This window comes from Serratia sp. Res13-Sevr-LER1-36-b, from assembly GCF_015673035.1.
Taxonomy (GTDB): Bacteria; Pseudomonadota; Gammaproteobacteria; order Enterobacterales; family Enterobacteriaceae; genus Chania; species Chania fonticola_C.
Map to the genome: position 1 here is coordinate 19349 of NZ_JADACK010000019.1, position 25694 is coordinate 45042.

At 55.5% G+C, this 25694-nt stretch carries 28 protein-coding genes; 12 read left to right on the plus strand and 16 right to left on the minus strand.

What is annotated here, in order from left to right; translation table 11 throughout:
- The 7 genes from murA to mlaF form a co-directional block, all read right to left on the minus strand.
- Positions 1-1260 carry a UDP-N-acetylglucosamine 1-carboxyvinyltransferase gene (gene murA / locus IMQ33_RS13375; protein WP_021180688.1) on the minus strand — a complete coding sequence of 420 codons (1260 nt, stop codon included), beginning with the start codon at positions 1258-1260 and terminating at the stop codon, positions 1-3.
- A gap of 53 nt (positions 1261-1313) precedes the next feature.
- Positions 1314-1568 carry a BolA family iron metabolism protein IbaG gene (ibaG, locus tag IMQ33_RS13380; RefSeq protein ID WP_021180689.1) on the minus strand — a complete coding sequence of 85 codons (255 nt, stop codon included), beginning with the start codon at positions 1566-1568 and terminating at the stop codon, positions 1314-1316.
- Positions 1569-1723: 155 nt separating this feature from the next.
- Entirely contained in the window at positions 1724-2026 is a 303-nt protein-coding gene (gene mlaB / locus IMQ33_RS13385) for a lipid asymmetry maintenance protein MlaB (RefSeq protein ID WP_024530624.1), read from the minus strand.
- Positions 2026-2655, minus strand: coding sequence for a phospholipid-binding protein MlaC (gene mlaC, locus IMQ33_RS13390; protein WP_065684741.1), 630 nt, complete (start codon positions 2653-2655; stop codon positions 2026-2028). Before mlaC ends, mlaB begins: the two co-directional genes overlap by 1 nt.
- A gap of 14 nt (positions 2656-2669) precedes the next feature.
- Complete coding sequence (gene mlaD, locus IMQ33_RS13395) at positions 2670-3218, minus strand: outer membrane lipid asymmetry maintenance protein MlaD (RefSeq protein ID WP_024483710.1); 549 nt, start codon at positions 3216-3218, stop codon at positions 2670-2672.
- Between the two features lie 4 nt (positions 3219-3222).
- Positions 3223-4005, minus strand: a complete 783-nt coding sequence (mlaE, locus tag IMQ33_RS13400) for a lipid asymmetry maintenance ABC transporter permease subunit MlaE (RefSeq protein WP_021806955.1) — start codon at positions 4003-4005, stop codon at positions 3223-3225.
- Between the two features lie 4 nt (positions 4006-4009).
- Positions 4010-4825, minus strand: a complete 816-nt coding sequence (gene mlaF / locus IMQ33_RS13405; protein WP_024530621.1) for a phospholipid ABC transporter ATP-binding protein MlaF — start codon at positions 4823-4825, stop codon at positions 4010-4012.
- Between the two features lie 377 nt (positions 4826-5202).
- On the opposite strand from mlaF, the gene IMQ33_RS13410 reads away from it, so the two are divergent.
- The 11 genes from IMQ33_RS13410 (at position 5203) to npr (ending at position 13303) form a co-directional block, all read left to right on the plus strand.
- Positions 5203-6180, plus strand: a complete 978-nt coding sequence (locus IMQ33_RS13410; protein ID WP_065684742.1) for a calcium/sodium antiporter — start codon at positions 5203-5205, stop codon at positions 6178-6180.
- Between the two features lie 15 nt (positions 6181-6195).
- Entirely contained in the window at positions 6196-7182 is a 987-nt protein-coding gene (gene kdsD / locus IMQ33_RS13415; RefSeq protein WP_065684743.1) for an arabinose-5-phosphate isomerase KdsD, read from the plus strand.
- 17 nt (positions 7183-7199) lie between these two features.
- Positions 7200-7754 carry a 3-deoxy-manno-octulosonate-8-phosphatase KdsC gene (kdsC, locus tag IMQ33_RS13420; protein WP_024483713.1) on the plus strand — a complete coding sequence of 185 codons (555 nt, stop codon included), beginning with the start codon at positions 7200-7202 and terminating at the stop codon, positions 7752-7754.
- Entirely contained in the window at positions 7751-8329 is a 579-nt protein-coding gene (gene lptC / locus IMQ33_RS13425; protein ID WP_098929713.1) for an LPS export ABC transporter periplasmic protein LptC, read from the plus strand. The genes kdsC and lptC overlap by 4 nt, the downstream gene beginning before the upstream one ends.
- A complete protein-coding gene (lptA, locus tag IMQ33_RS13430) occupies positions 8298-8837 on the plus strand; it encodes a lipopolysaccharide ABC transporter substrate-binding protein LptA (protein WP_024483715.1) in 540 nt (179 codons plus the stop codon). The genes lptC and lptA overlap by 32 nt, the downstream gene beginning before the upstream one ends.
- Before the next feature lie 6 nt (positions 8838-8843).
- Positions 8844-9569, plus strand: a complete 726-nt coding sequence (lptB, locus tag IMQ33_RS13435) for an LPS export ABC transporter ATP-binding protein (RefSeq protein WP_021806959.1) — start codon at positions 8844-8846, stop codon at positions 9567-9569.
- A 50-nt stretch (positions 9570-9619) separates the two neighbouring features.
- Complete coding sequence (gene rpoN / locus IMQ33_RS13440) at positions 9620-11056, plus strand: RNA polymerase factor sigma-54 (RefSeq protein ID WP_021180701.1); 1437 nt, start codon at positions 9620-9622, stop codon at positions 11054-11056.
- 23 nt (positions 11057-11079) lie between these two features.
- Positions 11080-11367 (plus strand): ribosome hibernation promoting factor, encoded by a 288-nt coding sequence (gene hpf, locus IMQ33_RS13445; protein ID WP_024483719.1) that lies wholly within the window; start codon positions 11080-11082, stop codon positions 11365-11367.
- Between the two features lie 218 nt (positions 11368-11585).
- Positions 11586-12047 carry a PTS IIA-like nitrogen regulatory protein PtsN gene (ptsN, locus tag IMQ33_RS13450; RefSeq protein ID WP_024483720.1) on the plus strand — a complete coding sequence of 154 codons (462 nt, stop codon included), beginning with the start codon at positions 11586-11588 and terminating at the stop codon, positions 12045-12047.
- Between the two features lie 129 nt (positions 12048-12176).
- Complete coding sequence (gene rapZ, locus IMQ33_RS13455; RefSeq protein ID WP_021180704.1) at positions 12177-13034, plus strand: RNase adapter RapZ; 858 nt, start codon at positions 12177-12179, stop codon at positions 13032-13034.
- Positions 13031-13303, plus strand: coding sequence for a PTS phosphocarrier protein NPr (gene npr / locus IMQ33_RS13460; protein WP_021180705.1), 273 nt, complete (start codon positions 13031-13033; stop codon positions 13301-13303). Before rapZ ends, npr begins: the two co-directional genes overlap by 4 nt.
- A 57-nt stretch (positions 13304-13360) precedes the next feature.
- Here the strand turns inward: npr and IMQ33_RS13465 are convergent, their stop codons facing one another.
- The 4 genes from IMQ33_RS13465 to IMQ33_RS13480 all read right to left on the minus strand — a co-directional run bounded on the left by IMQ33_RS13465 (position 13361) and on the right by IMQ33_RS13480 (position 17447).
- Positions 13361-14854 carry an aldehyde dehydrogenase family protein gene (locus IMQ33_RS13465; RefSeq protein WP_196062324.1) on the minus strand — a complete coding sequence of 498 codons (1494 nt, stop codon included), beginning with the start codon at positions 14852-14854 and terminating at the stop codon, positions 13361-13363.
- A 20-nt stretch (positions 14855-14874) separates the two neighbouring features.
- Complete coding sequence (locus IMQ33_RS13470; RefSeq protein ID WP_021180707.1) at positions 14875-15240, minus strand: cupin domain-containing protein; 366 nt, start codon at positions 15238-15240, stop codon at positions 14875-14877.
- 38 nt (positions 15241-15278) lie between these two features.
- Positions 15279-16580, minus strand: coding sequence for an FAD-binding oxidoreductase (locus IMQ33_RS13475; RefSeq protein ID WP_024530613.1), 1302 nt, complete (start codon positions 16578-16580; stop codon positions 15279-15281).
- 99 nt (positions 16581-16679) lie between these two features.
- On the minus strand, positions 16680-17447 hold the full coding sequence (locus tag IMQ33_RS13480) for a LuxR family transcriptional regulator (protein WP_065684746.1): 768 nt from the start codon (positions 17445-17447) through the stop codon (positions 16680-16682).
- 286 nt (positions 17448-17733) lie between these two features.
- Between IMQ33_RS13480 and IMQ33_RS13485 the strand changes: the two genes are divergently transcribed.
- A complete protein-coding gene (locus tag IMQ33_RS13485) occupies positions 17734-18861 on the plus strand; it encodes an iron-containing alcohol dehydrogenase (protein WP_065684747.1) in 1128 nt (375 codons plus the stop codon).
- A 168-nt stretch (positions 18862-19029) separates the two neighbouring features.
- Here the strand turns inward: IMQ33_RS13485 and IMQ33_RS13490 are convergent, their stop codons facing one another.
- The 5 genes from IMQ33_RS13490 to IMQ33_RS13510 all read right to left on the minus strand — a co-directional run bounded on the left by IMQ33_RS13490 (position 19030) and on the right by IMQ33_RS13510 (position 25668).
- A complete protein-coding gene (locus IMQ33_RS13490) occupies positions 19030-20946 on the minus strand; it encodes a transcription antiterminator (RefSeq protein WP_196062325.1) in 1917 nt (638 codons plus the stop codon).
- 50 nt (positions 20947-20996) lie between these two features.
- Entirely contained in the window at positions 20997-22226 is a 1230-nt protein-coding gene (locus IMQ33_RS13495; protein WP_173408622.1) for a lactonase family protein, read from the minus strand.
- A gap of 463 nt (positions 22227-22689) precedes the next feature.
- Positions 22690-23430, minus strand: a complete 741-nt coding sequence (locus IMQ33_RS13500) for a KDGP aldolase family protein (RefSeq protein WP_024527928.1) — start codon at positions 23428-23430, stop codon at positions 22690-22692.
- The gene (locus tag IMQ33_RS13505) at positions 23427-24545 is read right to left on the minus strand and encodes a DgaE family pyridoxal phosphate-dependent ammonia lyase (protein WP_024483728.1); all 1119 of its coding nucleotides are present in this window, start codon (positions 24543-24545) and stop codon (positions 23427-23429) included. Before IMQ33_RS13505 ends, IMQ33_RS13500 begins: the two co-directional genes overlap by 4 nt.
- Positions 24529-25668, minus strand: coding sequence for an amidohydrolase/deacetylase family metallohydrolase (locus tag IMQ33_RS13510; RefSeq protein WP_196062326.1), 1140 nt, complete (start codon positions 25666-25668; stop codon positions 24529-24531). The genes IMQ33_RS13505 and IMQ33_RS13510 overlap by 17 nt, the downstream gene beginning before the upstream one ends.
- Positions 25669-25694 lie beyond the last annotated feature (26 nt).

A 25694-nucleotide genomic window follows, 5' to 3' on the forward strand; every position in this document is an offset into this window, starting at 1 on the left:
TTACTCGCCTTTCACACGTTCGATATTGGCACCCAGCGCACGCAGTTTGTCTTCAATGCGCTCGTAGCCACGGTCGATGTGATAAATACGATCCACCACCGTTACGCCTTCGGCAATACAACCCGCCAATACCAGGCTGGCAGAGGCCCGCAAATCGGTCGCCATCACCTGTGCACCAGAAAGCTGCTCTACGCCGTGGCAAATCACGGTGTTGCTCTCGATTTCAGCGTGTGCGCCCATACGGATCAGCTCAGGCACGTGCATAAAGCGGTTTTCGAAGATCGTCTCGGTGATCACACCGGTCCCTTCCGCTACCAGGTTCAACAGGCTGAACTGCGCCTGCATATCGGTTGGGAAACCAGGGTGTGGGGCCGTGCGCAGGGTTACCGCTTTCGGGCGTTTGCCATGCATGTCCAGGCTGATCCAGTCTTCACCCACTTCGATATCGGCCCCGGCTTCACGCAGTTTGGCCAACACCGCATCCAGAGTATCTGGACGGGTATTGCGGCACAGCACCTTACCACCGGAAACGGCAGCGGCAACCAGGAAGGTACCGGTTTCGATACGGTCTGGCAGCACACGGTAAACCCCGCCACCCAGGCGCTCAACGCCTTCGATGGTGATCCTGTCCGTGCCTGCGCCGCTGATTTTGGCACCCAGCGTGTTGAGGAAGTTGGCGGTATCGACGATTTCCGGCTCACGTGCCGCGTTCTCGATGATAGTCGTGCCAGTCGCCAGGGTTGCAGCACTCATGATGGTGACGGTCGCACCTACGCTGACCTTATCCATCACGATATGTGCACCCTTCAGGCGCCCTTCCACAGAGGCCTTGACGTAGCCCTCTTCCAGTTTGATTTCAGCACCCAGCTGCTCCAGGCCAGTAATGTGCAGATCAACCGGACGTGCGCCGATGGCACAACCACCTGGCAGCGATACCTGGCCACGGCCAAAGCGCGCTACCAGTGGCCCCAATGCCCAAATGGAGGCACGCATGGTTTTCACCAGATCGTAGGGAGCACAAAACTCGTTCACGCCGCTGGCATCAACATAGACCGAGCCATTGCGCTCGATCTTGGTACCCAACTGGCTGAGCAGTTTGATGGTGGTGTCAATGTCCTTCAGCTTCGGGACGTTTTGCAGTTCGACAGGCTCTTCCGCCAGCAAGGCGGCAAACAGGATCGGCAGGGCGGCGTTTTTCGCCCCGGAAATGGTCACTTCACCGCTAAGACGGGTCCGGCCATGCACACGAAATTTATCCATTTAACTACTCTCTGTTATCTGTTCTGAGCTGCCTGCCCGCGGGGCAAACAGCCTTAAAATCCGTTGAGTTTGCGATCCCGCTGCCACTCTTCTGGGGTATATGCCTTGATCGACAAAGCATGAATGCGGTTGTCCGCGATGTATTCCATCAGCGGCGCATAAACGGCTTGCTGTTTCTTGACGCGGCTCATGGTGGCGAACAGTTCACCCACGGCGATCACCTGAAAATGGCTGCCATCGCCGGTCACATGCGCTTCTTCCAGTGCCAACGCCTTCATCAGCACGTCTTTAATTTCGCTATTTTCCATAGTATCCAATTCTGCATCGAAGGATCATAGTCACCCGGGGCGACTTCTTGGCGTCTATCTTAGTGGAATCCGCCGCTTTCTTAAACCAAAGAAAAAGCCCCTGAGCAACAGGGGCCTTTAACTGATTTTTCCCGGTCGAACAGCCATAAATGTGGCTAACTAGCGGTTTCGACAGGCATTATTGCTGACAAATTGTAGAGCGTGATCAGCGTTTGCAGCCGATCGGTGATGCCGGAAATTTTTATCTCAATTCCCTGTTGGCTCCGTTGCTCACGTAAATGCAGCAGCAGGGCCAGACCGGAAGAGTCCACGCGCTGCAGTTGAGCCACATCAATCACGGTTTTATCTGCCAACAGCGTCTCACGTTGCTGCCACAGCGGCAATAACGTCTCACGATCCAGCTCGCCGCTCAGTACCAGCGTTTGCTGTTGTGATACCCAGCTCAGCGCTGCGGCCATCAGTTTTTCTGATCCAGGGTGATCGGCTGTTTGGCGGCCGCTTGCAGCTGCTGGGTCAAACCGTCTACGCCTTTGAGGCGCAGAGTCGATGCCCACTCATTCTGCTTGGTGGTGATCATGCTGACGCCTTCGGCAATCATGTCATATGCCTGCCAGTAACCGGTTTTGCTGTTCTTGCGCCATTGGAAATCCAGACGCACCGGCGGGCGGCCACCTTTATCGATGATGGTCACGCGGATCGCGATGATATCGGCATTGCCTAGGGGCTGTTCCGGTTCGATCTGATAGGTCTGGCCCTGGTACATGGCTAACGCCTGACCATACGCCTGCTCCAGATAGGCCTGGAAGGCGTTGAAATAAGCTTCACGCTGGGCTGGCGTAGCGTCTTTGTAGTAACGGCCCAGTACCAACGCACCGGCATATTTCACCTGCACGAACGGCATCAGCTCTTCATGCACGATGGTGCGCAGGTAGTTGGGATCCTGCTTGATTTTTGGCTGCTCGCTTTTCAGGCGGGTGAAGGTTTTCTGCGCAGCGTCTTGCATCAGGCTGTATGGGTTAGTCTGATCGACCGCATTAGCTAGCGGAGCAACTACCAGCAGGGCAACCATTAAAAAACGTTTAAACATGCAGGTTTCCTCGATTAATGAGTTGTAGCGGAATGCGCAGCGGCATCCGGTGCCGGAGCAGCAGCGGTGCCATCCGGTGAATTCGGGCTATCCTGGCCACCGCTCTTGTACAGGAACTGGCCGATCAAGTCTTCCAGCACCATGGCTGATTTGGTGTCCTGAATGGTCCCTCCATCCTTAAGGATAGTCGTGCCCATCTCGGGATCTTCAAAACCGACGTTCAGCGCCAAATACTGTTCACCCAGCAGGCCAGAGGTGCGGATCGCCAGCGAGCTGGTGTCCGGGATCTGGTTGTATTGTTGCTGGATATCCAGCGCCACTCGTGGCGTGTAGGTCTTCGGGTCGAGCGAGATAGCCGCAACCCGGCCAATCATCACCCCACCAATCTTCACGGGTGAACGCGCTTTCAAACCACCGATATTATCGAAGGTGGCGTAGATACGGTAAGTCGGTTCATTACCGATCGATTTAATATTGGCCACCTGGAGGCAGAGGAAGATGATGGCGCACAGCGCAATCAGCATAAACGCCCCAACCCAGATTTCACTCTTCTTCGTTTGCATCAAATCAATTCCCAAACATCAGTGCAGTCAGCACGAAATCCAATCCCAACACCGCCAGTGACGAATGTACCACGGTCCTTGTCGTTGCCTGACTAATCCCTTCAGAGGTCGGTACGGCATCGTAACCATTGAAGATCGCAATCCAGCTAACGGTTATGGCAAACACCACGCTCTTGATCAGGCAGTTAAGTAAATCCTGACGCCATTCAACGGCCCCTTGCATCGCTGACCAGAAGAAACCGCTGTCGATACCTTTCCAGTCCACGCCGACAATCGCACCGCCCCAGATGCCGATGGCCACAAAAATAATCGTCAGCAACGGCATGCTGATAAGACCTGCCCAGAAACGTGGGGCAACAATACGCCGCAGCGGATCGATCGCCATCATTTCCAGGCTGGACAACTGCTCGGTGGCCTTCATCAGACCGATTTCGGCCGTCAGAGCCGACCCGGCACGGCCAGCGAACAGCAGAGCGGTCACTACCGGCCCCAGCTCACGCAGCAATGACAACGCCACCATCATACCCAGGCTCGCCTCGGCACTGTAGGTGGTGAGGACAATGTAACCTTGCAGCCCCAACACCATGCCGATAAACAAGCCGGAAACCATGATGATCAGCAGAGACTGAACGCCCACGCTGTGGAGCTGTTTGAGCAGCAGCGGCCATTGTTTACGCGGCTCCGGGCGCCCGATCAGCGCGTGGAACAGCATCAGCCCGGCGCGTCCAAAGGCTGCACTGGTGTTGATGCCACGGCGTCCTAACGACGCTAACGCCTTTAAAAACATGAGGTTATTTACTCCCTTCCCCTAAAAGCTCTGTCTGATAATCACCGGCCGGGTAACGGAAAGGTACCGGCCCATCGGCAATACCATCCAGAAACTGACGCACTCGCGCATCAGGATTGTTCTGTAATTGCGCTGCCGAGCCTTCGGCAATCACATGGTGATCCGCCACAATATAGGCGTAATCCGCGATACTCAAGACTTCTGGCACATCATGGGATACCACGATGCAGGTGATCCCGAGCGCGTTATTCAGCTCATCGATCAGCTTGACCAGCACGCCCATGGTGATCGGATCCTGGCCAACGAAGGGTTCGTCGAACATGATCAATGTCGGATCCAGCGCGATGGCACGCGCCAGGGCAGCTCGCCGGGCCATCCCGCCGGAAAGCTCGTTCGGCATCAGATCTGCCGCGCCGCGTAGCCCTACGGCTTCCAGCTTCATCAGCACCGTGCTGCGCAGGATTGGCTCTGGCAGGCGGCTGTGCTCACGCAACGGGTAGGCCACGTTCTCAAATACCGTCAAATCGGTGAACAGCGCTCCCGACTGAAACAGCATGCTCATCTTCTTGCGTGACTCATACAACTGATGGCGCGACAGCGCCGGGATGTTGTCCCCATCAAACCAGATCTCGCCGCAGTCCGGGGTCAACTGGCCACCAATCAGGCGTAACAACGTGGTTTTACCAATGCCGGACGGCCCCATGATGGCCGTCACTTTGCCACGGGGAACCGTCAGGTTGATGTCTTCGAATATCAGCCGATCGCCGCGAGAGAAGCTCATGCCGCGCACTTCGACCAGATTATCTGCCTTCTGGTGCATGTTTATTGATCCTGTACAGGCTATTTTTTGCCAAATCATCCGTGATGGTAAAGCAATAGGGGCTATACGTCCTATTTTTACCGAAACTTACCCTCAATGCGCTACCAATGATGCCATAGGTTTTACTTTTAGGCTCCAGACGGTCAAAATTAGGAAATAACGCAAAAAAACAAAATTGTTCGATTTTTATACCCTTGGATTTCAAGTTGCAGCTTGAAAGACGACGGGTGTAGCCGGGAAAATTCGTTGTTATGTGCAACGAGGGGTGTGCAAGCTGGCCGATGATGGTCTTTAACCAACGAAACGGGATTATCATACCCTATGGATTTCAAGCCGCAGCTTGAAAGACGACGGGTATACCCAATATAGGACCCTGAATGTTTCTCGCAATAGTACTGTTGATCGTTGGTTTATTTTTACTGGTGTATGGGGCAGATAGATTAGTTTATGGTGCGGCGGTGATTAGCCGCTCGCTGGGGGTTCCCCCGTTGATTATCGGCATGACGATAGTCGGTATAGGCACTTCGTTGCCAGAATTGATCGTGTCGGTCACCGCCGCCCTCAATGGGCAGACCAACCTGGCGGTGGGTAACGTGATTGGCTCCAACATCACCAATATTTTACTGATCCTGGGGATGGCGGCCCTGATCCATCCGCTGTCGGTTCGCTCCGAAGTGTTACGGCGTGAACTGCCACTGATGCTGGGGGTTATCCTGTTGTGCGGCTACGTGCTGATGGATAACACCCTGAGCCGGTTCGATGGCGTACTGCTGCTGTTGGCCGCCACCGGTTTTATTCTGCTGATGCTGAAAATCGCCAGGCTGGCGCAACGTGAAGGCAACGACAGCCTGACGGTGGAGCAACTCGCCGAACTGCCACAGGACAGCAGCAACACCGTAGCCATTCTCTGGCTGGTGCTGGCCTTCATTATTCTGCCGCTGTCATCAAGGATGATCATCGATAATGCTTCGGTGATTGCTCACTACTTTGGCCTGAGTGAACTGGTGGTTGGCCTGACGATTATCGCCATCGGCACCAGCCTGCCCGAATTGGCCACCTCGATCGCCGGAGCACTAAAAGGCGAAGATGATATGGCGGTAGGGAATATTATCGGCTCGACGATTTTTAACACGGTGATCGTGCTGGGCGTCCCTGCCCTGCTATCACCGGGCAGTATCGATCCCGCAGCCTTCCAGCGCGATTACTGGGTGATGCTGGCGGCCGGTATCCTGCTTGCCGCGCTGTGTATTGGCCGCAAACATCGTATCGGTCATCTGGCGGGAGCTCTGTTATTATGTGGCTTTATTGCGTATCTTGCAGTGCTGTTCTTTAACCCTTTCAGTACGTTCGGCTAACCGTTGAGAATGAGTATGTCATCTAACCAGTTGCAACCGGGCTTTGACTTTCAGCAGGCCGGCAAAGAAGTGCTTCAGATTGAGCGTGATGGCCTGGCCCAGCTCGATCAGTACATCAATGCAGATTTTACCCGGGCATGTGAAGCGATAGCCGGATGCTGCGGTAAAGTCGTGGTCATGGGTATGGGTAAGTCCGGCCATATCGGCTGCAAAATTGCCGCTACGCTGGCCAGTACCGGAACCCCAGCGTTCTTCGTGCATCCGGCGGAGGCCAGCCACGGCGATCTGGGCATGGTGTCGGCGCAGGACATCGTGCTGGCGATTTCCAACTCCGGTGAGTCGAACGAAATTCTGGCGCTGATCCCAGTGTTGAAACGCCAGCAGATCCCACTGATTTGCATGACCAACAACCCGGAAAGCTCGATGGGCAAGGCGGCAGAAGTGCATCTGTGCATCAAGGTACCGCAGGAAGCTTGCCCACTGGGTCTGGCCCCTACCACCAGCACCACCGCCACCTTGGTCATGGGCGATGCGTTAGCCGTAGCGCTGCTGAAGGCCCGCGGCTTTACCCCGGAAGATTTCGCCCTGTCTCACCCTGGTGGTGCACTGGGCCGCCGCCTGCTGCTGCGCGTGAGTGATATCATGCACAGCGGCGACGAAATTCCGCACGTCAGCCCCGAAGCCTCGCTGCGCGACGCGCTACTGGAGATCACCCGTAAAAACCTGGGCATGACGGTAATCTGCGACGATCTGATGAAAATCGCCGGTATTTTTACCGACGGTGACTTACGCCGGGTGTTCGATATGGGCATCGATCTGAATAATGCCAACATCACCGACGTCATGACGCTGGGCGGTATCCGGGTGCGCCCGAACCTGCTGGCGGTCGATGCGCTCAATCTGATGCAGCAACGCCATATCACCGCCGTGCTGGTTGCCGATGGCGACCAATTGCTGGGTGTGGTACATATGCATGACATGCTGCGCGCTGGCGTCGTTTAATGAAAGGAACCAACTGCATGAGTCTGGTTGAAACCTGTTACGGGCCGGTAGCTGAAGAAGTCATGGCCCGCGCCGGGAAAATCCGTCTGTTGATTTGTGATGTCGACGGCGTGCTGTCAGACGGCCTGATCTACATGGGCAATAACGGTGAAGAGCTGAAAGCCTTCAACGTCCGTGACGGCTACGGCATCCGCTGCCTGAAAACCTCGGGTATCGAGGTGGCCATCATCACCGGGCGTTCGGCCAAACTGCTGGAAGACCGGGCAAAAACGTTGGATATCACCCATCTGTATCAAGGGCAGTCCGATAAGCTTTTGGCCTTCCGTGAACTGTTGGATAAACTGTCCCTGATGCCAGATGAAATTGCCTACATCGGCGACGATCTGATCGACTGGCCGGTCATGGCCGAAGTCGGTCTGGCCGTCGCGGTGGCCGATGCGCATCCATTATTGTTACCTCGCGCCCATTATGTCACCCGTATCAACGGTGGCCGTGGTGCGGTACGCGAGTTGTGCGACCTGATCCTGCTGGCACAAAACAAGCTGGAGGACGCCAAAGGGCTGTCAATATGAGTAAAACCAAACTTTGGATCACCATTTTGCTGACCGTGATCGCGCTGGCGCTGATTGGCTGGAACATGGCCGATTTCAGCGATGACGACAATTCGGTACCGGTCAACAACCAAGACCCGACCTATCAGAGCCAGCATACCGTAACAGTGGTATACAATCCGGCCGGGCAGCTAAGCTACAAGCTGGTGGCAGAAGAGGTTAAATATTACACCGCCGATGAGTTAAGCTGGTTCACCCAGCCGGTGATGACGCTGTTTGATGAGCATGCCGTGGCCACCTGGTCAATACGCGCCGATCGCGCCAAGCTGACCAAAAACCGCATGCTGTATCTGTACGGCCACGTGGAGGTGAACAGTTTGACAACCACCTCACAGCTGGAAAAAATTAAAACCGATAATGCCCAGATTAATCTGGTCACCCAGGACGTTTCTTCTGATGATGAAGTGACCCTGTTCGGCACGAATTTCACCTCTAACGGCATGAAAATGCGTGGCAATCTGCGGAACAAAACCGCTGAGCTGATTGATAAGGTCAAGACCAACTATGAAATTCAGAACCAAAAGCCAACTCCGTAATCTGTTGATCGTCAGCCTCGTTTTGACCGCCAGCTCCCCCGCATTGGCGTTGAAATCCGACTCTGACCAACCGGTAAGTATCGACTCGCTGAAACAGTCGCTGGATATGCAGAGCAACGTCAGCACCTTTACCGACAACGTGGTGATCAAGCAGGGCACCATCGAGATCAAGGCCGACAAGGTCGTGGTCACGCGCCCGGGTGGCGATCAGAACAAAACCTATATTGAAGCGTTCGGCAATCCGGTAACCTTCTACCAGATGCAGGACAACGGCAAGCCGGTGAAAGGCCATGCGCAGAAAGTGCGTTACGACGTCGCGACGCAGCTGATCACCCTCACCGGCAACGCCTATTTGGAACAGCTCGATAGCAACGTGAAAGGTGACCGTATTACCTATCTGGTGCCACAGCAGCAGATGCAGGCGTTCAGCGATAAAGGCAAACGCGTGACCACGGTTCTGGTGCCATCACAGTTGCAAGACAAAAACGGTCAAAAGAAGAGTAACTAATTACTTATGGCAACACTCATCGCAGAAAACCTGGCGAAAGCCTACAAAGGCCGCAAAGTCGTTGAAGACGTGAGCCTGAAAGTGAAATCTGGCGAGATCGTCGGCCTGCTGGGGCCAAACGGTGCCGGTAAGACCACCACTTTCTACATGGTGGTCGGCATCGTTCAGCGCGACGCCGGGCGCATCGTGATCGATGACGAAGATATCAGTATCCTGCCGCTGCACGCACGCGCACGCCGCGGTATCGGTTACCTGCCGCAGGAAGCCTCTATCTTCCGCCGCCTGAGTGTTTACGACAACCTGATGGCGGTGCTGGAGATCCGCAACGATCTCACCAGTGAGCAGCGCAACGATCGGGCTATCGAGCTGCTGGAAGAGTTTCATATCTCCCACCTGCGTGACAACCTGGGCCAATCGCTTTCCGGTGGTGAACGCCGCCGCGTGGAGATTGCCCGTGCGTTGGCCGCCAACCCGAAATTTATCCTGCTGGATGAACCTTTCGCCGGGGTTGACCCGATTTCCGTTATCGATATCAAGAAAATCATCGAACACCTGCGTGACAGCGGCCTTGGAGTGCTGATCACCGATCATAACGTGCGCGAGACGCTGGACGTGTGCGAACGTGCCTATATCGTCAGCCAGGGTAAGCTGATTGCCCACGGCACGCCGGACGCCATCCTGGCCGATGAGCAGGTCAAACGCGTTTATCTGGGCGAAGAGTTCCGCCTGTAGGTTCCAGCGGCAGGCCAACAGGCCGCCGTTAACGGAAGTAGCAGAAGATTATGAAGCAAGGTTTGCAACTCAGGCTCAGCCAGCAACTGGCCATGACCCCCCAACTTCAGCAGGCAATCCGCCTGTTGCAGCTGTCCACGCTTGAGCTCCAGCAGGAGATCCAACTGGCACTAGAGAGCAACCCGCTGCTTGAACAGACAGAAGACCAGCACGAAGAGATCGACACCAAAGAAAGCGTCGAGACCGAAGGGCTAGACACCCGTGAAGCGTTGGAACAGAAGGACATGCCCGAAGAGCTGCCTCTTGATGCCACCTGGGATGAGATCTATACCGCCGGTACCCCTTCTGGCACCGGTACCGACTATGGCGATGACGAACTTCCGGTCTATCAGGGCGAAACCACGCAAACGCTGCAGGACTATCTGATGTGGCAAGTGGATCTGACGCCGTTCTCTGACACCGATGCCGCCATCGCCACCTCGATCGTCGACGCCGTCGATGACACCGGCTATCTCACCGTACCGCTGGAAGACATTCTGGAGAGTATGGGTGACGATAATGTGACGATGGACGAGGTCGAAGCGGTATTGAAGCGCGTACAGCGTTTTGATCCGGTCGGCGTCGCTGCTCGCGATCTGCGTGACTGCCTGTTGATCCAACTTTCCCAATACGCCAAAGACACGCCCTATCTGGCGGAAGCCCGCCTGATCGTCAGCGAGCATCTGGATTTGCTGGCTAACCACGACTTTCGCAGCCTGATGCGAACAACTCGCTTAAAAGAAGATACACTGAAAGAAGCGATGGTGTTGATCCACTCACTCGATCCGCGCCCTGGGCAGTCGATCAATACCGGTGAATCCGAGTATGTGATCCCGGACGTGTTGGTACGCAAGGTGCAAGATAAGTGGGTGGTGGAGCTTAATGCAGACAGCATCCCACGGCTGAAAATCAATCAGCAATATGCGGCACTGGGCAACACGGTGCGCAACGATGCCGACGGCCAGTATATCCGCAGCAATTTGCAAGAAGCGAAGTGGCTGATCAAGAGCCTGGAAAGCCGGAACGACACGCTGCTCAAGGTGACCCGCTGTATTGTCGAACAGCAGGAGGCGTTCTTTGAACAGGGTGCAGAATTTATGAAGCCCATGGTGCTGGCGGATATCGCCCAGGCCGTGGAAATGCATGAATCGACAATCTCACGCGTGACGACGCAGAAGTTCCTGCACAGCCCGCGTGGTATTTTCGAATTGAAGTATTTCTTCTCAAGCCATGTGAATACCGACAGCGGTGGCGAAGCCTCCTCTACGGCGATCCGGGCATTAGTGAAGAAATTGATCGCGGCGGAAAACCCTGCCAAACCGCTTAGCGACAGCAAGCTGACCACGATGCTTTCCGATCAGGGGATCATGGTGGCGCGGCGCACCGTTGCCAAGTACCGAGAGTCTTTGTCCATCCCGCCGTCCAACCAGCGTAAACAGTTGGTTTGACCTCTATAGAGAAGGAAGACATTATGCAGCTCAACATTACCGGACACCACGTCGAAATCACCGAACCAATGCGTGAGTTCGTCAACACCAAGTTTGCCAAACTCGAGCAGTATTTTGACCGCATTAACCAGGTATATGTCGTACTCAGTGTGGAAAAAGTGCAGCAGATTGCGGAAGCAACGGTGCATGTGAATGGGGGCGAGTTGCACGCCACCTCGGAAAAAGAAGATATGTATGCCGCAATTGACTGCCTGATCGACAAACTGGCGCGTCAATTGAACAAACATAAAGACAAACTAAAGCAACACTGACATTCTGAGCCGTTATGCAATGCGTAATGGCCCATATCGTAGTCGCATTGGCTACACGGCAACCCTCGGCGCAGCACCTGTATGGGTATGCGCCGATAAGCCATCAGGGTTAAACAGGCGAAAAACCGTTTCATGAAGGTTATCAGCGCAAGCCTACTTTCCAATGGTAAAGCAGGCTTGCAATAAAGCGACAGGACGCGGTTTTAAGTGAAGATGAGATGAACAACGAAATAATGCAATTAAGCTCGGTGTTAAACATCGAGTGCACCAGAAGCTCGGTACACTGCACCAGCAAGAAACGGGCTTTGGAAATTATCAGCGAGCTGGCGGCCAAGCAGCTTAACCTACCTTCGCAGGTGGTGTTTGACGCAGTACTCACCCGGGAACGTATGGGCAGTACCGGTATCGGCAACGGTATCGCGATCCCACACGGCAAACTGGAAGAGGACACTTTGCGGGCCGTTGGCGTGTTTATCCGCCTTGAGCAACCTATCGCCTTTGATGCCATTGATAATCAACCGGTCGATCTGCTGTTCGCCTTGCTGGTACCGGCCGATCAATGTAAAACTCACTTGCATACGCTGTCGCTGGTCGCCAAACGGCTGGCCGACAAAACCGTGTGCCGCCGCCTGCGCGCAGCGCTGAGCGACGAAGAGCTGTATCAGATCATCACCGAGTAACCAGCGGCTGGCGTGACTTTCCGCCATGAAAACGCTACTGTTTTACTTACGATATATCCGGGCCGTGGCCCGGATACTAGATCCTAACGGTGGCGATGAGCGCCATTGAGATGCCAGGGGAGTTACCACATGGTGCTGATGATTGTCAGCGGCCGTTCCGGTTCGGGGAAATCCGTCGCCTTGCGGGCGTTGGAAGACATGGGTTTTTACTGCGTTGATAACCTGCCCGTGGTGTTGTTGCCACAGCTGGCCCAGACGCTGGCCGAACGTAATAGCTCCGCTGCGGTAAGCATCGACGTCCGTAACATGCCGGAATCGCCGGAAGTGTTTGAATATGCAATGACCCAACTGCCGGAGAGCTTCACGCCGCAGCTGCTGTTCCTTGATGCCGATCGCAACACTCTGATCCGCCGCTACAGCGACACCCGTCGCCTGCATCCTCTGTCTGCCAAGAACCTGTCGCTGGAAAGTGCGATCGATGAAGAAAGCGATCTGCTGGAACCGCTGCGTTCCCGTGCCGATCTGATCATCGATACCTCGGAAATGTCGGTGCACGAACTGGCAGAAATGCTGCGTACCCGTCTGCTGGGCAAGCGCGAACGCGAACTGACAATGGTGTTCGAATCCTTCGGTTTCAAGCACGGCATTCCTATTGATGCCGATTACGTGTTCGACGTCCGTTTCCTGCCCAACCCGCACTGGGACCCTAAACTGCGCCCGATGACCGGCCTGGATAAGCCCGTGGCCTCGTTCCTCGATCGCCACACCGAAGTGCACAACTTCATCTACCAGACTCGTAGCTATCTGGAACAGTGGCTGCCGATGCTGGAGACCAACAACCGCAGCTATCTGACCGTCGCCATAGGCTGTACCGGCGGTAAGCACCGTTCGGTGTACGTGGCTGAACAGTTGGCAGATTATTTCCGTTCACGCGGCAAGAACGTGCAATCACGTCACCGCACACTGGAAAAGCGTAAACAACAATGACGGTCAAGCAGACGGTTGAGATCAAGAACAAGCTGGGCATGCATGCACGCCCGGCGATGAAACTGTTTGAACTGGTGCAGAGTTTTGACGCCGAAGTGCTGCTGCGTAATGACAGCGGCACCGAAGCGGAAGCCAGCAGCGTAATTGCGCTGCTGATGCTGGATTCCGCCCAGGGCCGCCAGATCGAAATTGAAGCTACCGGGCCGCAGGAAGAACAAGCGCTGGCAGCAGTGATTGAGCTGTTCAACTCAGGCTTCGACGAAGACTGATCCCCCGACAAATAACCTCACTATTGTAGGGCGCTGCAAGCTGCGCCCGTCTAGCTGTCAATATCTCATCATCACCGATTTCAACTCGGTATAATGTTCGATAAACGCACTGCCGAACTCTCTGCCCATCCCCGACGATTTCACCCCACCGAACGGCAACGCCGGATCGAGGAAGGTGTGCATGTTGATCCACAAGGTGCCCACTTCAATCCGCGGGATCATGCGCATCGCCTTGCTGAGATCGTTAGTCCACAGGCTGGCGGCCAGGCCATAAGGCGAATCATTGATCATGGCGATCATCTGCTCTTCGTCCTCATAGGCCAGGAAAGTGCCCACCGGGCCAAAGGTCTCCTCGCGCATTAAGGCATCATGTGGCCCGTTAGCGCGGATCGCCGTCGGCGCAACAAAGAAGCCTGGGCCTGCCAACGCCTGGCCGCCGCAGACGATCTGGCTGCCATCAGCCCTTGCCTTGTCAAACAGCGCCAGTACCTTGCCGTAATGTGCCTCGTTGGCCAATGGCCCCACTTCCGTGCTCTCATCCAGCGGTGAGCCTACCTTCATGGCCGCCAAACGCTGCGTCAGCTTTGCCAATACCTCGTCGATATGGCTGGCAGGCAGGTAAAAACGTTCCGCTGCGGCACAGATCTGGCCCTGATTCAGGTAACCCGCCTCGATAATGCCGTCGACCATCTTGTCGACCGAGACGTCCGCCAGAAACGCGGCGGCATTCTTACCCCCCAGCTCCAGCGTGGTACGCACAATCCCTTGCTCCATCGCCGCTTTCCCCACCGCGATCCCGGTAGGCACCGAGCCGGTGAAGGTCACTTTGGCACAGCGTGGATGGGCGATAAGCATAGGGCCAAGACGAGCGCCCGAACCGTTGATCACGTTGAGTGCACCAGCCGGGATGCCCGCTTGCGTTGCCAGCTCGGCCACCCGCAGCATGGTTAGCGGCGTGTATTCACTCGGCTTGAGCACCACCGTACAGCCGCAGGTGAGCGCCGCAGCCAGCTTCCAGATGGCGATCATGATCGAGAAGTTCCACGGAATGATGCCGACCACCACGCCCAACGGCTCACGCCGGGTAAATGCGCTGTATTGCTCACCCTGGAAGGAAGGCAATGAAACGTTCAGCGTTTCCCCGCTGATTTTGCTCGACCAGCCAGCAAAATAACGCAGGAACTGCGAGGCCATATCGATTTCCAGCCCGCGAGACAGCTGAATGGTTTTGCCGGAACACAGGCTTTCCAGCTGCGCCAGTTCCTCTCGATGGGTTTGCAACAGATCGGCCAGGCGCGTCAGGCAGTTGCCACGCTCCAAGGGCGAAACCTGTGCCCAGCTACCGTGGAAAGCGTCAAAGGCCGCCTGCATTGCCGCATCGACTTCAGCCTGGCTGCCTTCATTCACCTGCGCGATAGCCAGCCCGGTTGCCGGGTTAACCACCGCAAACCTTTCTACGCCTGCCCCGGCTACGGATTGCCCATGAATGTAATGGCCCTGCTGGCGGTCCAGAAATGCCGTGACCTGTGGCAACAGTGTAATATCCGTCATCGTATCGCCCTCCTTACGGGTTAGCCTTCGACAATCGCCAGATAATGCTTCACAAAACGATCGGAGGTGATTTCCCAGCGTACTGGGGTGCCCTTCTCAACAAACCAGGAATCCCCGGCCTGATACTGTACCGACTCGCCGGTGTTCTCATTGGTCAGCGTTGCCGTGCCTTCCCATACCGTGGCATGTTCCGCAAACGGGTATTCCATCACGAAGGTGCCACGGGTGCAGCTGAAGACACCGCAATTCAGGTTGTCCGTTGGGGCGCCAAAAATCATCGCCACGCCGACGTTAGGTTCACCGGCGACCACCGTGGCCCCCAGGTTGCTGACGCTGCCAATCTGTTGCAGTTCTGGGAGCGCTTGCTTAAGCAGTAATGGTTTCATGGTTTTTTCCTTTTAGATCAGTAATAAGGGGGTCAGAACTAACGACGCCCCTTCCAGTAGCCGGAAGTCTGGTGCCAAACCTTGCCCGCGGTGGTCATCACACGGCGCAGCTTGTCTTTGCCAAAAATATCCACGTGCGGGATCGAACTCATCAGGTCATAACGATCGGATCCCTCACTCATTCCTTCCGCCAACACCTTGCAAACGATATGGCTCGGCGTCACCCCAAAGCCGGAATAGCCTTGCACGTAAAACACGTTATCGTGCTGCGGCAGGGTGCCGATCTGCGGGAACAGATTGGCGCTGCAACACAGCGGCCCGCCCCAGGCCAGGTCGATCTTCACATCCTTCAGATACGGGAAAACCTTCAGCATCAGGTTGCGGTTCCAGGCCTTCAGGTCTGAAGGAATATATTCGACCAGCCGGGTAGCGCTGCCGAACAGCAGGCGGTTCTCGTTGGTGACGCGGTAATAGTCGATCACCGGCCGGATATCGCTGTAAGCCCCACGGATTGGGCTGATCTGGTGGATCAGCTCGTCAGACAGCGGTTCTGTCGCTAACTGGAAGGCGTAGGTATTGATGGTCTTTTTGTAGATAAAGGGATCCATGCCGTTGAGGAAGCCGTTGCATGCCCACAGCATCTTGTTGGCGCGTACCGATCCCATGGCGGTACGCACGGTAATGCGCGGGCCGTATTCCACATTCAGCACGTTGCTGTTTTCGAAGATTTTCACCCCGTAACCACTTAGTGCCTGCGCCTCCCCCAACAGCAGGTTGAGCGAATGAACGTGGCCCCCTCCCATATGTTTCAACGCACAGGTATAAGCATCAGACCCTACCACCTGCTTCACTTCGGAGCCGGTATAGAGCTCGATCTCTTCATCCGGTGAGACCGCTTTGAACTCTTTGAGCCAGGAGCGCAGGGTCTTTTCCTGCCTGGCGTTGCTGCCGAGGTAGCCATAACCAAAGCAGAAATCGGCGTCGATGGCGTACTTTTTAATCCGCTCGCGGATAATCCCGGCACCAAGGTTGCTGATCTTGAAGATGGTTTCTAACCCTGCCGGACCAACGTGACGTTTGATCTTCTCCAGATCGTGGCCGATCCCGGCCATTACCTGGCCACCGTTGCGGCCCGTCCCGCCATAGCCCAGGTGGCGGCCCTCCAGAATAGCGATATTGGTGATGCCTTTTTCCGCCAGTTCCAACGCCGTATTAATGCCGGAAAAGCCACCGCCGATGATCACCACGTCAACATCCAGATCCTCTTCCAGCGTGGGGAAGCGCAGATCGTATTTCTTGGTCGCCGCGTAGTAGGTTAACGATTCGATTTGATTATTCATTGCTGCACTCCCTTTACCCATTGCCTTAGCCTGGATTATCAGCAGAGCGTGGGCAGGCGGCTATGTCCCTTTAGGGATATTCGCAACACTTTTTTAACATTATGCCGTACGGCGCAGGGGGGTACTCAAGAACAGGCTGAACAACTCGGCCTGAGAACCAATATTCAGCTTGCCGTAAATATTCTTACGATGATTTTTTACCGTGCCCAGGCTGATAAACAGCCGTTCGGCGATCTGCTGCGATCCGTTGCCGCTCAGGATAAGATCGACGATCTCACGCTCACGCGGGCTTAACGCATAGCGCGCCTGGGCTGCGCTATCTACCAGTGGGGCGGAGGGAGTGGGCACATTAGCGGCAACCACCACTTCCCCATGCAGCCGCGCCACGCTTTTTACCAGCGTCAACGCGCCACGCAGGTCAGCCAGTTGGGGATAACGCACGCCGACCGTTTGCCGGGCCGAGCCGAAAAAGATGCCTAGTCCGCGTTCCGGCGTCAGTTGCAGCAATACGCCTGCCTCGTCGTGCCAGCCGGTTTTACGGTAAAAGTTACGGTAGTAATCCGTTTGGTAAAAACCACAGGGAGCCAGTTGCCGCAGCGTAAACACATCGCCATGGCCGCCGCCGTTCAGCGCCTGGTAAAAGGGATCTTCAAGGTAAGCACCCTGCTGGTAAATCTGGTTTACCGCATCGCTGTTTTCTTTCTCGGTTTTCATCAGACAGCGCGGTGCCTGACCATATTCGAAGGCATAGACGATGGCATTATCAAAGGCGAAGAAGCCCTCCAGATAAACCAGGAGGCTGGCATAGAATTGGCGGCTCGCTACTGCGTCGATCACCGCCGATAATCTTTCGACCTGAATATTCATTTCGCCCCCGAAATCATTAACAAATTAACAATCAACTTTTCGCAACGCATCAGCGACCGACATTGGGCCAATAAGCTATAAAAAGCATTCAATTGGCCAGAATGCAAGGGTATTACTGTTTACATGTTAATCAAATCACAAGTTAGGCCCCTGCAACGATTAACCACACAATTCGAGTTGATTAATATCTTAACAATTTCGCGTTAAGCGACGGAAAAGCGTTGGTTCGCCTAGCCAGGCTGAATTATGCTGTGGTTTCGATGCCCAAATGCGCCAAGGAGAGAGCATGACCACTAGTCTGATGATCGCCAACCGGCAGGCCTGGTTTGGCAAGGGCAGCATCCAACAACTGATCCCACTGCTCCAGGCCGAGTCGCACACTACGCTGCTGTTCACCTGCCGATCGTTTCTTAACGGTCCCCTCTATGCTGAACTGGCCCCGGCGCTGACGCCGTTGCTGGTGGGCAGAGAAATTGTCGCCCATGAGGCCTCCCCGCAAGAAATCGACCAATGGGTGGCTCGCTGGCGAGGCCAAGTGCAAAGAGTGGTCGCCATCGGTGGAGGTAGCGTGCTGGATGCCGCCAAGGCGTTCGCTGCCCTGATCGAACACCCGCTGCCAACCCTGCGTTACATGGAAAAAGTGGGTGACAGCAAAATCAGTGGCGCAACGCTGCCGTTGATCGCCATCCCTACCACCGCAGGCACCGGCAGCGAGGTAACGCAAAACGCAGTGATCACCGATACTCAGGTCACCAAGGTGAAAGCCTCATTGCGGCATAATAACTTTGTGCCGCAGGTGGCGATCCTCGATCCTGACCTGCTGAAGGGAGCGCCAGACCATGTCCTGGCCTATTGCGCTATCGATGCCTTCACCCATCTGTTTGAAGCCTACCTTTCCAAGACCGCCAGCAGCCTGTCGCGCGAGATGTCGTTGAGCGGTATCCATCACTTCCTTTGCGCCTGGCCGGTGCTGAAACAGAGCGATGAGGCCCGCGAAGCGATTATGCAGGCTTCCTATCTGGGTGGCCTGACGTTGAGTATGGCTGGCTTAGGTGTGATCCACGGCATCGCGGGTGAGATAGGGGCATTGCGTGATTACCACCACGGCCAGGTGTGCGGCCGCCTGCTGCTGCCGTTTCTTGAATTGCTGGGGGAAAGCGAGCAGCCGCAGCAACGTGCATTAATGACCGAACTGGCCCTGCGGCTATTCCCTGAAGAGCAGGACAGCCCGGCGCGCTTTTTGATCGACTTTATCACTCGCCACGCCATCGCCCCGTTCTGGCAGGACGAGCTATCCCTTAGCAAGGCGGAACTGGCCATCGTACTGGAGAAGTCCAACAGCAAGAATTCCTGGCTCAGCTACACTACCGAGCAACGGAGAGTAATGATCGATGGGGCGTTCTTGATTGAATGATAATATAATCAGAACTATAGGATCGCAGGAGCACAACAATGAGTTTGGTTGACTGGATTTTAGGCGGCATCGCCCTGGGGCTGATCGTCGGCGCGCTGATGAAGATATTCGGCAAGAAGAAAGACGATTAATGCGGTGCTCCCCCTCTGCCTTCAGAGGGGGAAGCCGTTAAATGCGGCTCAGGCAGTCCAACGCTACCGCTTTGAAGCTGTCGAAATTGTCACTGCCCAGCAGGCGGGTCATCGAACGTTCGCGCACAAAGGTGACGAACAGATCGTAGATCGCCATCGCTTCCTCATAATCGTTTTTGCTGATTGCCAGCAAGAAAATGACGTGTGCCACCTCACCTTCTCCCCACGGAATGCCCTGTGGTGCCAGCAGAGTGACCACAACGGTCTTTTTCGCCAACAGCCCCAGAGAGTGCGGCAGAGCAATCCCCTCCCCCAGCAGGGTAGAAACGATGTCCTCCCGCTCAACGACCGAAGGGTAGAAATCACTGCCCACATAGCCTTCCTGCTCCAACTGAGCGCAAACTTTGCTAAACAGCTGCTCCTGCGTTAACGGCTCGTTGACGATCATAAAGTGGCTGGCATCAAAGAATTTTTCCAACATATACGGCTTGGTACGATCGACCAGCACCAGCTTGCCCAACTGCTCTAGCTGATACTCCGTTGGGAACGGCGACATCACCACAATCGGCTTGTTCTTCTCGCTGATGCGCGCATTGGAAATGATAAAATCTTCGTCGATACTGGCGAGAATTTCGTAATCACGCAGCGAAACGATGCGCGTCACCACCAGTTGCGGATACTTGCGCGCAATCTGGGCCTGGATCATCCGCACCGTAGAGTTACCGGTATCGCACACCAGCATCACCTGCGGATGGCGCTCATAACCAATGTTGTAGTGCCGCTCCAGGCCGACGCCAATATGCAGCACCAGGTAGCCGATTTCGTTCTCGCTCAGGGTATAAGGCGTGTGTTTACCCCAGCTCGATACCGCCGCCAGCGTCACATCATAGGCCATCGGATAATGCTGCTTGATATTGGCCAACAGCGGGTTCGGGATATTGATCTGGTATTTCACCCGAGTGATCATGGTTTTGATATGGGTGAGCAGATCGGCCCGCAGCTGCTTGTCGTTCTGCAGGTTGTAGTTATAGTGCGAGTTGATGTAGGACAGGATGTAATCCACCAGCGCCTCTTCGTCATCGGCGTTGATTTTGGTCGGCTGTACTTCCTGCACTCTTCTGGCAGCGATGTTGACCCGCAAATAGGCCTCTTCCGCCGCCGCAATCTCTTTACCCGTGGCCTTGCTCAATTCACCCGCCAGCCAGGTTGACGCTTTGCGCACTGCATCATCACCGTCTTCCACGTCAAAAGCCTGTAGCGGATAGCCGTCCATGATGCGCCGCAGCGCCACGGCACAGTAGAAGATCAGGTATTGCTCGCCCTCATCGGTCAGACGAATGGCATATTGCGACAGCAATGGGTGCAGCAGTCCGGCAAAGGTCAGTACCTGCGGCTGATGGAGGATGTCATTGTTCAGCAATGGGTTTTCCGCATCCGCCAGATGCAGTTGAAACAACAGATCGGTCAGGCAGGAGCGGATCGCCATTTCCGCACCAAACAGCTTCATACCGTAGCGCGGCTTGGTCTCGATGGTTAACTGGTAATGCGCCAGACGCTCCCTCACCTCAGCCATGTCGTTTTGCAGCGTACCCCGGCTGACAAACCATTCATCGGCCAGATCTTCCAGCTTCATCGAGAAGGCTGAGGTCAAAAAGCGAATCAACAGATAATGCACCCGCTCCTGCGCGCTGCGCGGCGTGGCGTGCTGTTTACGTTCCCGATGCTGGAGTGCGCTAAACCGGGCCTCATCATCAACCTGCAGGCGATATCCTGCCCCGCGGCTGTGGACAAACTGCGCACCATAACTTTCCAGAATATCGTTCAGCGCGGTGATATCGGCGCGTACCGTGCGGGTAGACACGGCAAAACGCTTTGCCAGCTCGTCCTGCGGCAACGTTTCGGACTGCAAGGCATCGAACAGCGATGCCAAACGTGGGTAGGGAAATCTCACCATTCTCTTTCCGTTATGAACGTGCCCGCCTAAGGGGTCAGGCGGGCAACTGGTTACTTCGCAGCTGGCAAGAACACTATTTGTGAAGGGCTGCCCACCGGGGTGTAGCCTTCAACAAAACTGAGCTTACCGCTGAGCTGGTCTACGCTAAAGCGGGTTACGTTATCGCTACGCTGATTCATGGCATACAGATAACGGCCACTCGGATCCAGGGTGATGGTGCGCGGATAATCACCTCGCGTCCAGGTCTCTGCCACCGGTTTCAGCTCGCCCTCACCGCTTACGCTGAACTGCGCAATGCTGTTGTGCAAGCGATTGGCGACATACAGATTTTTACCATCCGCAGCCAAGGCAATGCCAGCGGCAAAGCTGGTCCCCTTATAATCGGCAGGCAGCGTTGAAACTGCATGTAACTGTTTCAGTGTCCCCTTTTGGCTATCAAAGCGGTAGCTGGTTAGTGTAGATGCTTCCTCATTGATTAGTAGGACAATTTTACCATTTGGATGAAATATGAAGTGGCGCGGGCCGGCTCCGGCGGAAGAGGCGGCGATCCACGGCGGATCGTTCGGCGTCAGCTTGCCGCTGGCGGCATCGAAACGCCACTGGTAGATACGATCCAGCCCCAGATCGGTAGAGAACACAAACTTGCCGCTCGGATCGCTGGCGATCATATGCGCATGCGGGCCATTGTGATCGCTGATGGCAAAGCTGCCTTCCACCGCGGCGGCGGGTTTGGCCGCGCCCGCAGGGCCAATATCTTGTTGCACAGAACTGGCTGGACCCAACTTGCCTTCGTTGTCGACCGGGAACGCCGCAACGCTGCCGCTGACATAGTTAGCCACCAGCAAATGACGGCCATCCGGCGTCAGAGAAAGGTAAACCGGCCCCGCACCTTGTGAATCCACCTGATTAAGCGGCGTCAGGCTGCCGTCCTGTGGGTTGATGCGATAGGCGACAATGCCCCCGTGCTGGGTGCCATTAAAATCTGCCACCTCGCTGGCAACGTATAGCGTCTGTCCTTTGGCATCGGTGACCAACTGGGCCGGATTAGGCAGGCTGCTGACCAGCGTCTTGGCACTCAGCGCCCCGGTTTTCGCATCCACCTGCATGCGATAAACTCCCTCACCGTTCGGGTTATAGGTACCAATATAGGCAAAATGAGACGACGTGGGTTTCATTGCATCCTCAGCATGTAACGCCGGGCTGGCGATAGCCAACAACGCCAGGGACAGCGCGCTCCACAGCGGAGCGATTCGTAATTTCGAAGCCTGCCAGTTTCGCATAGTTATCCTTTTGACCGATAGATAGGGACAAAAAGATGCCCCTCACCCTAACCCTAACCCTAACCCTCTCCCGAAGGGAGAGGGGACTGAACGTGCCACAACTTAACTCCAGTATCCAACCGCCGCATCAAATCGAACATGCCACTGCTTTACACCACACCTAGCCACAACTCCGTGCCAGCTCCCTCTCTCTGTGGGAGAGGGACCGAACGTGCCATAACTTAGCTCCAGTATCCAACCGCCGCATCAAATCGAACATGCCACTGCTTTACACCACTCCTAACCACAACTCCGTACCAGCCTCCTCTCTCTGTGGGAGAGGGAGCGAACGTGCCACAACTTAACTCCAGTATCCAACCGCCGCATCAAATCGAACATGCCACTGCTTTACACCACTCCTAACCCCAACTCCGTACCAGCTCCCTCTCCCTGTGGGAGAGGGTTGGGGTGAGGGGCCGCGGGTTTACCCCACCAGCCGCTTGGTGATCTCCAGCAGAGTTTTGACATCTTGCGGGCGAGTATCGCCACTGGTGGAATCAATGATGGAGCTGTAGATATGCGGGATCACCTGCTTCACACCGGCTTTCAACGCAATCTCCAGGATCGGCTCGAAGTTTTCCAGATCGATGCCCCCGGTCGGTTCCAGCATAAAGTCATGCTCGGCACAGGCTTTTGCCACGTATTCATATTCGTCCTGATGCTTCAGGCCGCCCATCGGGAAATACTTAATCGAACTGCCGCCCATATCTTTCAACAACGCAATGGCAGTCTCTACTGGCACGATGCCATCCGCTGCATGAGCGCTCAGCGGCCCGGTGGAAATCTTCACCCAGCCCACACGGCCGGTCGGAGAAACCAGGCCATTCACCACGGTTTGGTTTTGCTTCAGCAATGCACGGCTGGCACCGACGCCGGTAAACACCTGGTTCACATGCTGCGGTTGGACTTGCTCGGAGATCAGGCTGACCATATTCGACTGCTTGGGATCGCCAGCCCCCAGGCCTACGGAAAGCGCGTTCTCGATCAGGCGTGCATAACGCGACATATCCGCCACGGCACTCTCAACGTCTGGATAGTTTTTGGATAGAACGCCCACCAGCACGTGCCCCTGCGCCGCATTATAGATGTCCTGCGCGTTGGCTTTTGAGCCAGCCAGCACGTTGAGGCAAACGCGGTCTTTATAGTAATTAGGCTTCAGCTTCATGCTTGGTTCTCCGTAAACAGATTTTTAATACAGGTAAAGACGGTCATCAGCTGCTGCTCGTTCACGCTGCGGACATCCACCTCAATCTTGCCTTCGTTGGCCTTGTAGCCACGGAAATAGATGGCGATATCACCGGTTTTCAGCCGCTGGACGATTTCCACAGTCGACATCCCCAACACCGCTTCATCAAAGGTGATTTCAACGCGGGCAATATCGCGCCCTGCGCTGTCCCAGACGGTTTTGGCGCTGATGCCATTCAGGGTATTCAGTTGGCTGATAAACGGCGTCATGCGCTCTACCATTTGCGCACCGGTGGTTTTCTCCGACGTCAGGTAGCTTTCGATAGCCTGCGTCAGGCCGAGGATGCCCTCTTTGCCCACTTTCATCGCCCGGCCAATACCGCCTGACTGCTGCTTCACCCACTCTACGTATTGCTTCTTGCCGATCACCAGCCCGCTGGTTGGCCCTTCAATAGCCTTGGCACCGCTGTAGATCACCAGATCGGCACCCATCTGGTAGTAACACATCAGATCTTCTTCGGCAGCGGCATCGACGATCAGCGGCAGGTTATGCTTACGCGCCACCACGGCCGCCTGTTCGACGGAAAGAATGCTTTTCTGCACGCAGTGGTGAGACTTGACGTACAGGATGGCAGCGGTCTGCGGGGTGATGCAGGCTTCAATCTGTTCAGGGGAACATTCGTTGGCATAACCTGCTTCCACCACCTTGCCGCCGCCGAGGGCGACCATGGTATCCACCGGCGCACCAAAGTTGACGTTATGGCCACGCGGCAACACGATCTCGCGCGGCTCGTTCACCGTAGCGGAATGCAGGTTGACCAACAGGTTGGCGTTATCTTTGACGATCACCGCCGCCACCGACTGGGCAATACCGGCAGAAGCGCAGGAAACAATCACCGCGTCCTCCACATTCAGCAGGCCAGCAATATAGGCGCCCGTCTTGTTGACCAGATCCTTGATTTCAAAGTAATGATTCAGGCCGTAATCCACAGCGTCAATCACCTCCTGGCGTGGCGTAGAAACGCCGAGAATGGTCATGCGGCCGGAAGTATTGATCACCTGCTTTAAGTTATATTTTTCATAAACTGAAGACATGAGCGGCTTTTCCTTGATCGGTTAATAGGACTTCCCCGGCCACCACAGCAGCCAGCGGCACCAACAGTTGTTCGCCATTCACGGACTCCCCTTCGGAGTCGGCAAACACCTGCGGCCCCTGGCGGAGATCAAAAATGGTCAGGTCGGCATCAAAGCCGGGTTTCAGCTGCCCCTTGGTGGTCAGGCGCAACGCCGCAGCGGCATTTTCCGTCACGCAGCCAATGACCTGCGCCAGAGAAAGCCCAACGGTAAAGAATTTGGACATTACCGTCGCCAGGCTGTGCACGGGGCCAGCCAGACGGTTACGGCAGTAGATATCGGAACTGATAGTGTGCGGGAAGATCCCCAGCGCGATGGCCTGGCGGGCAACCTCAAAGCTGAAGCTGGCCGAGCCGTGGCCTACATCAAGTAACACGCCACGTTTTAACGCGCGTTGGATCGACTCGCGCAGCGTACCTGCCGGGGTCAGAATGCGGTTCGGTTTACCGTTGTAGCAGTGAGTGATGATGTCGCCCTGGGTCAGCAGATCGGCGATCTCGTCCAAATCCGGCGGGTTGTTGCCAATATGCACCATCAGCGGCAGTTGCTGGTTTTCCTGCTGGATCTCTTTGGCCAACACCAACGGTTTGGTGCCGTTCTGGCCCACGACGCTGCTGCTCATACGCGCCTTGATACCAATGACAAATCCCGGCTTGCCGTCGATGGCCTGCTTGACCTGCTGCTTATTGATATCCCCCATATCAGCCAGTTCATTCTGCCTTAGCAGACCGATACGCGAGATATTGAGGAAGGCAAAGACGTTGGTTTTGGCGCTGCGCGTCAGGGCATAGAATTCATCGATATCGTCAGTGCCGGTGCTGCCAGCATCCACCACCGAGGTGACGCCGCTGCTCACACCCACCAGGTCCGGGTCATCATGATAAATCGGTGAAGAGGGATAACAGTGTACGTGAGAGTCGATCCAGCCAGCGCTCAGGCGGTAGTTTCCCGCCAGATCCAGTTGTTTGTGGGCGCAGGCATCGGCCGCCAACTGCCCGACGACGGCAATCTTTCCCGCCTCAATAGCCACATCGGCCAGGGTGTCGTCCACCAGCCTGGCGCGCCGGATGATTAGGTCATACATGCTTCGCTACTCCTTGCCAAACCCTG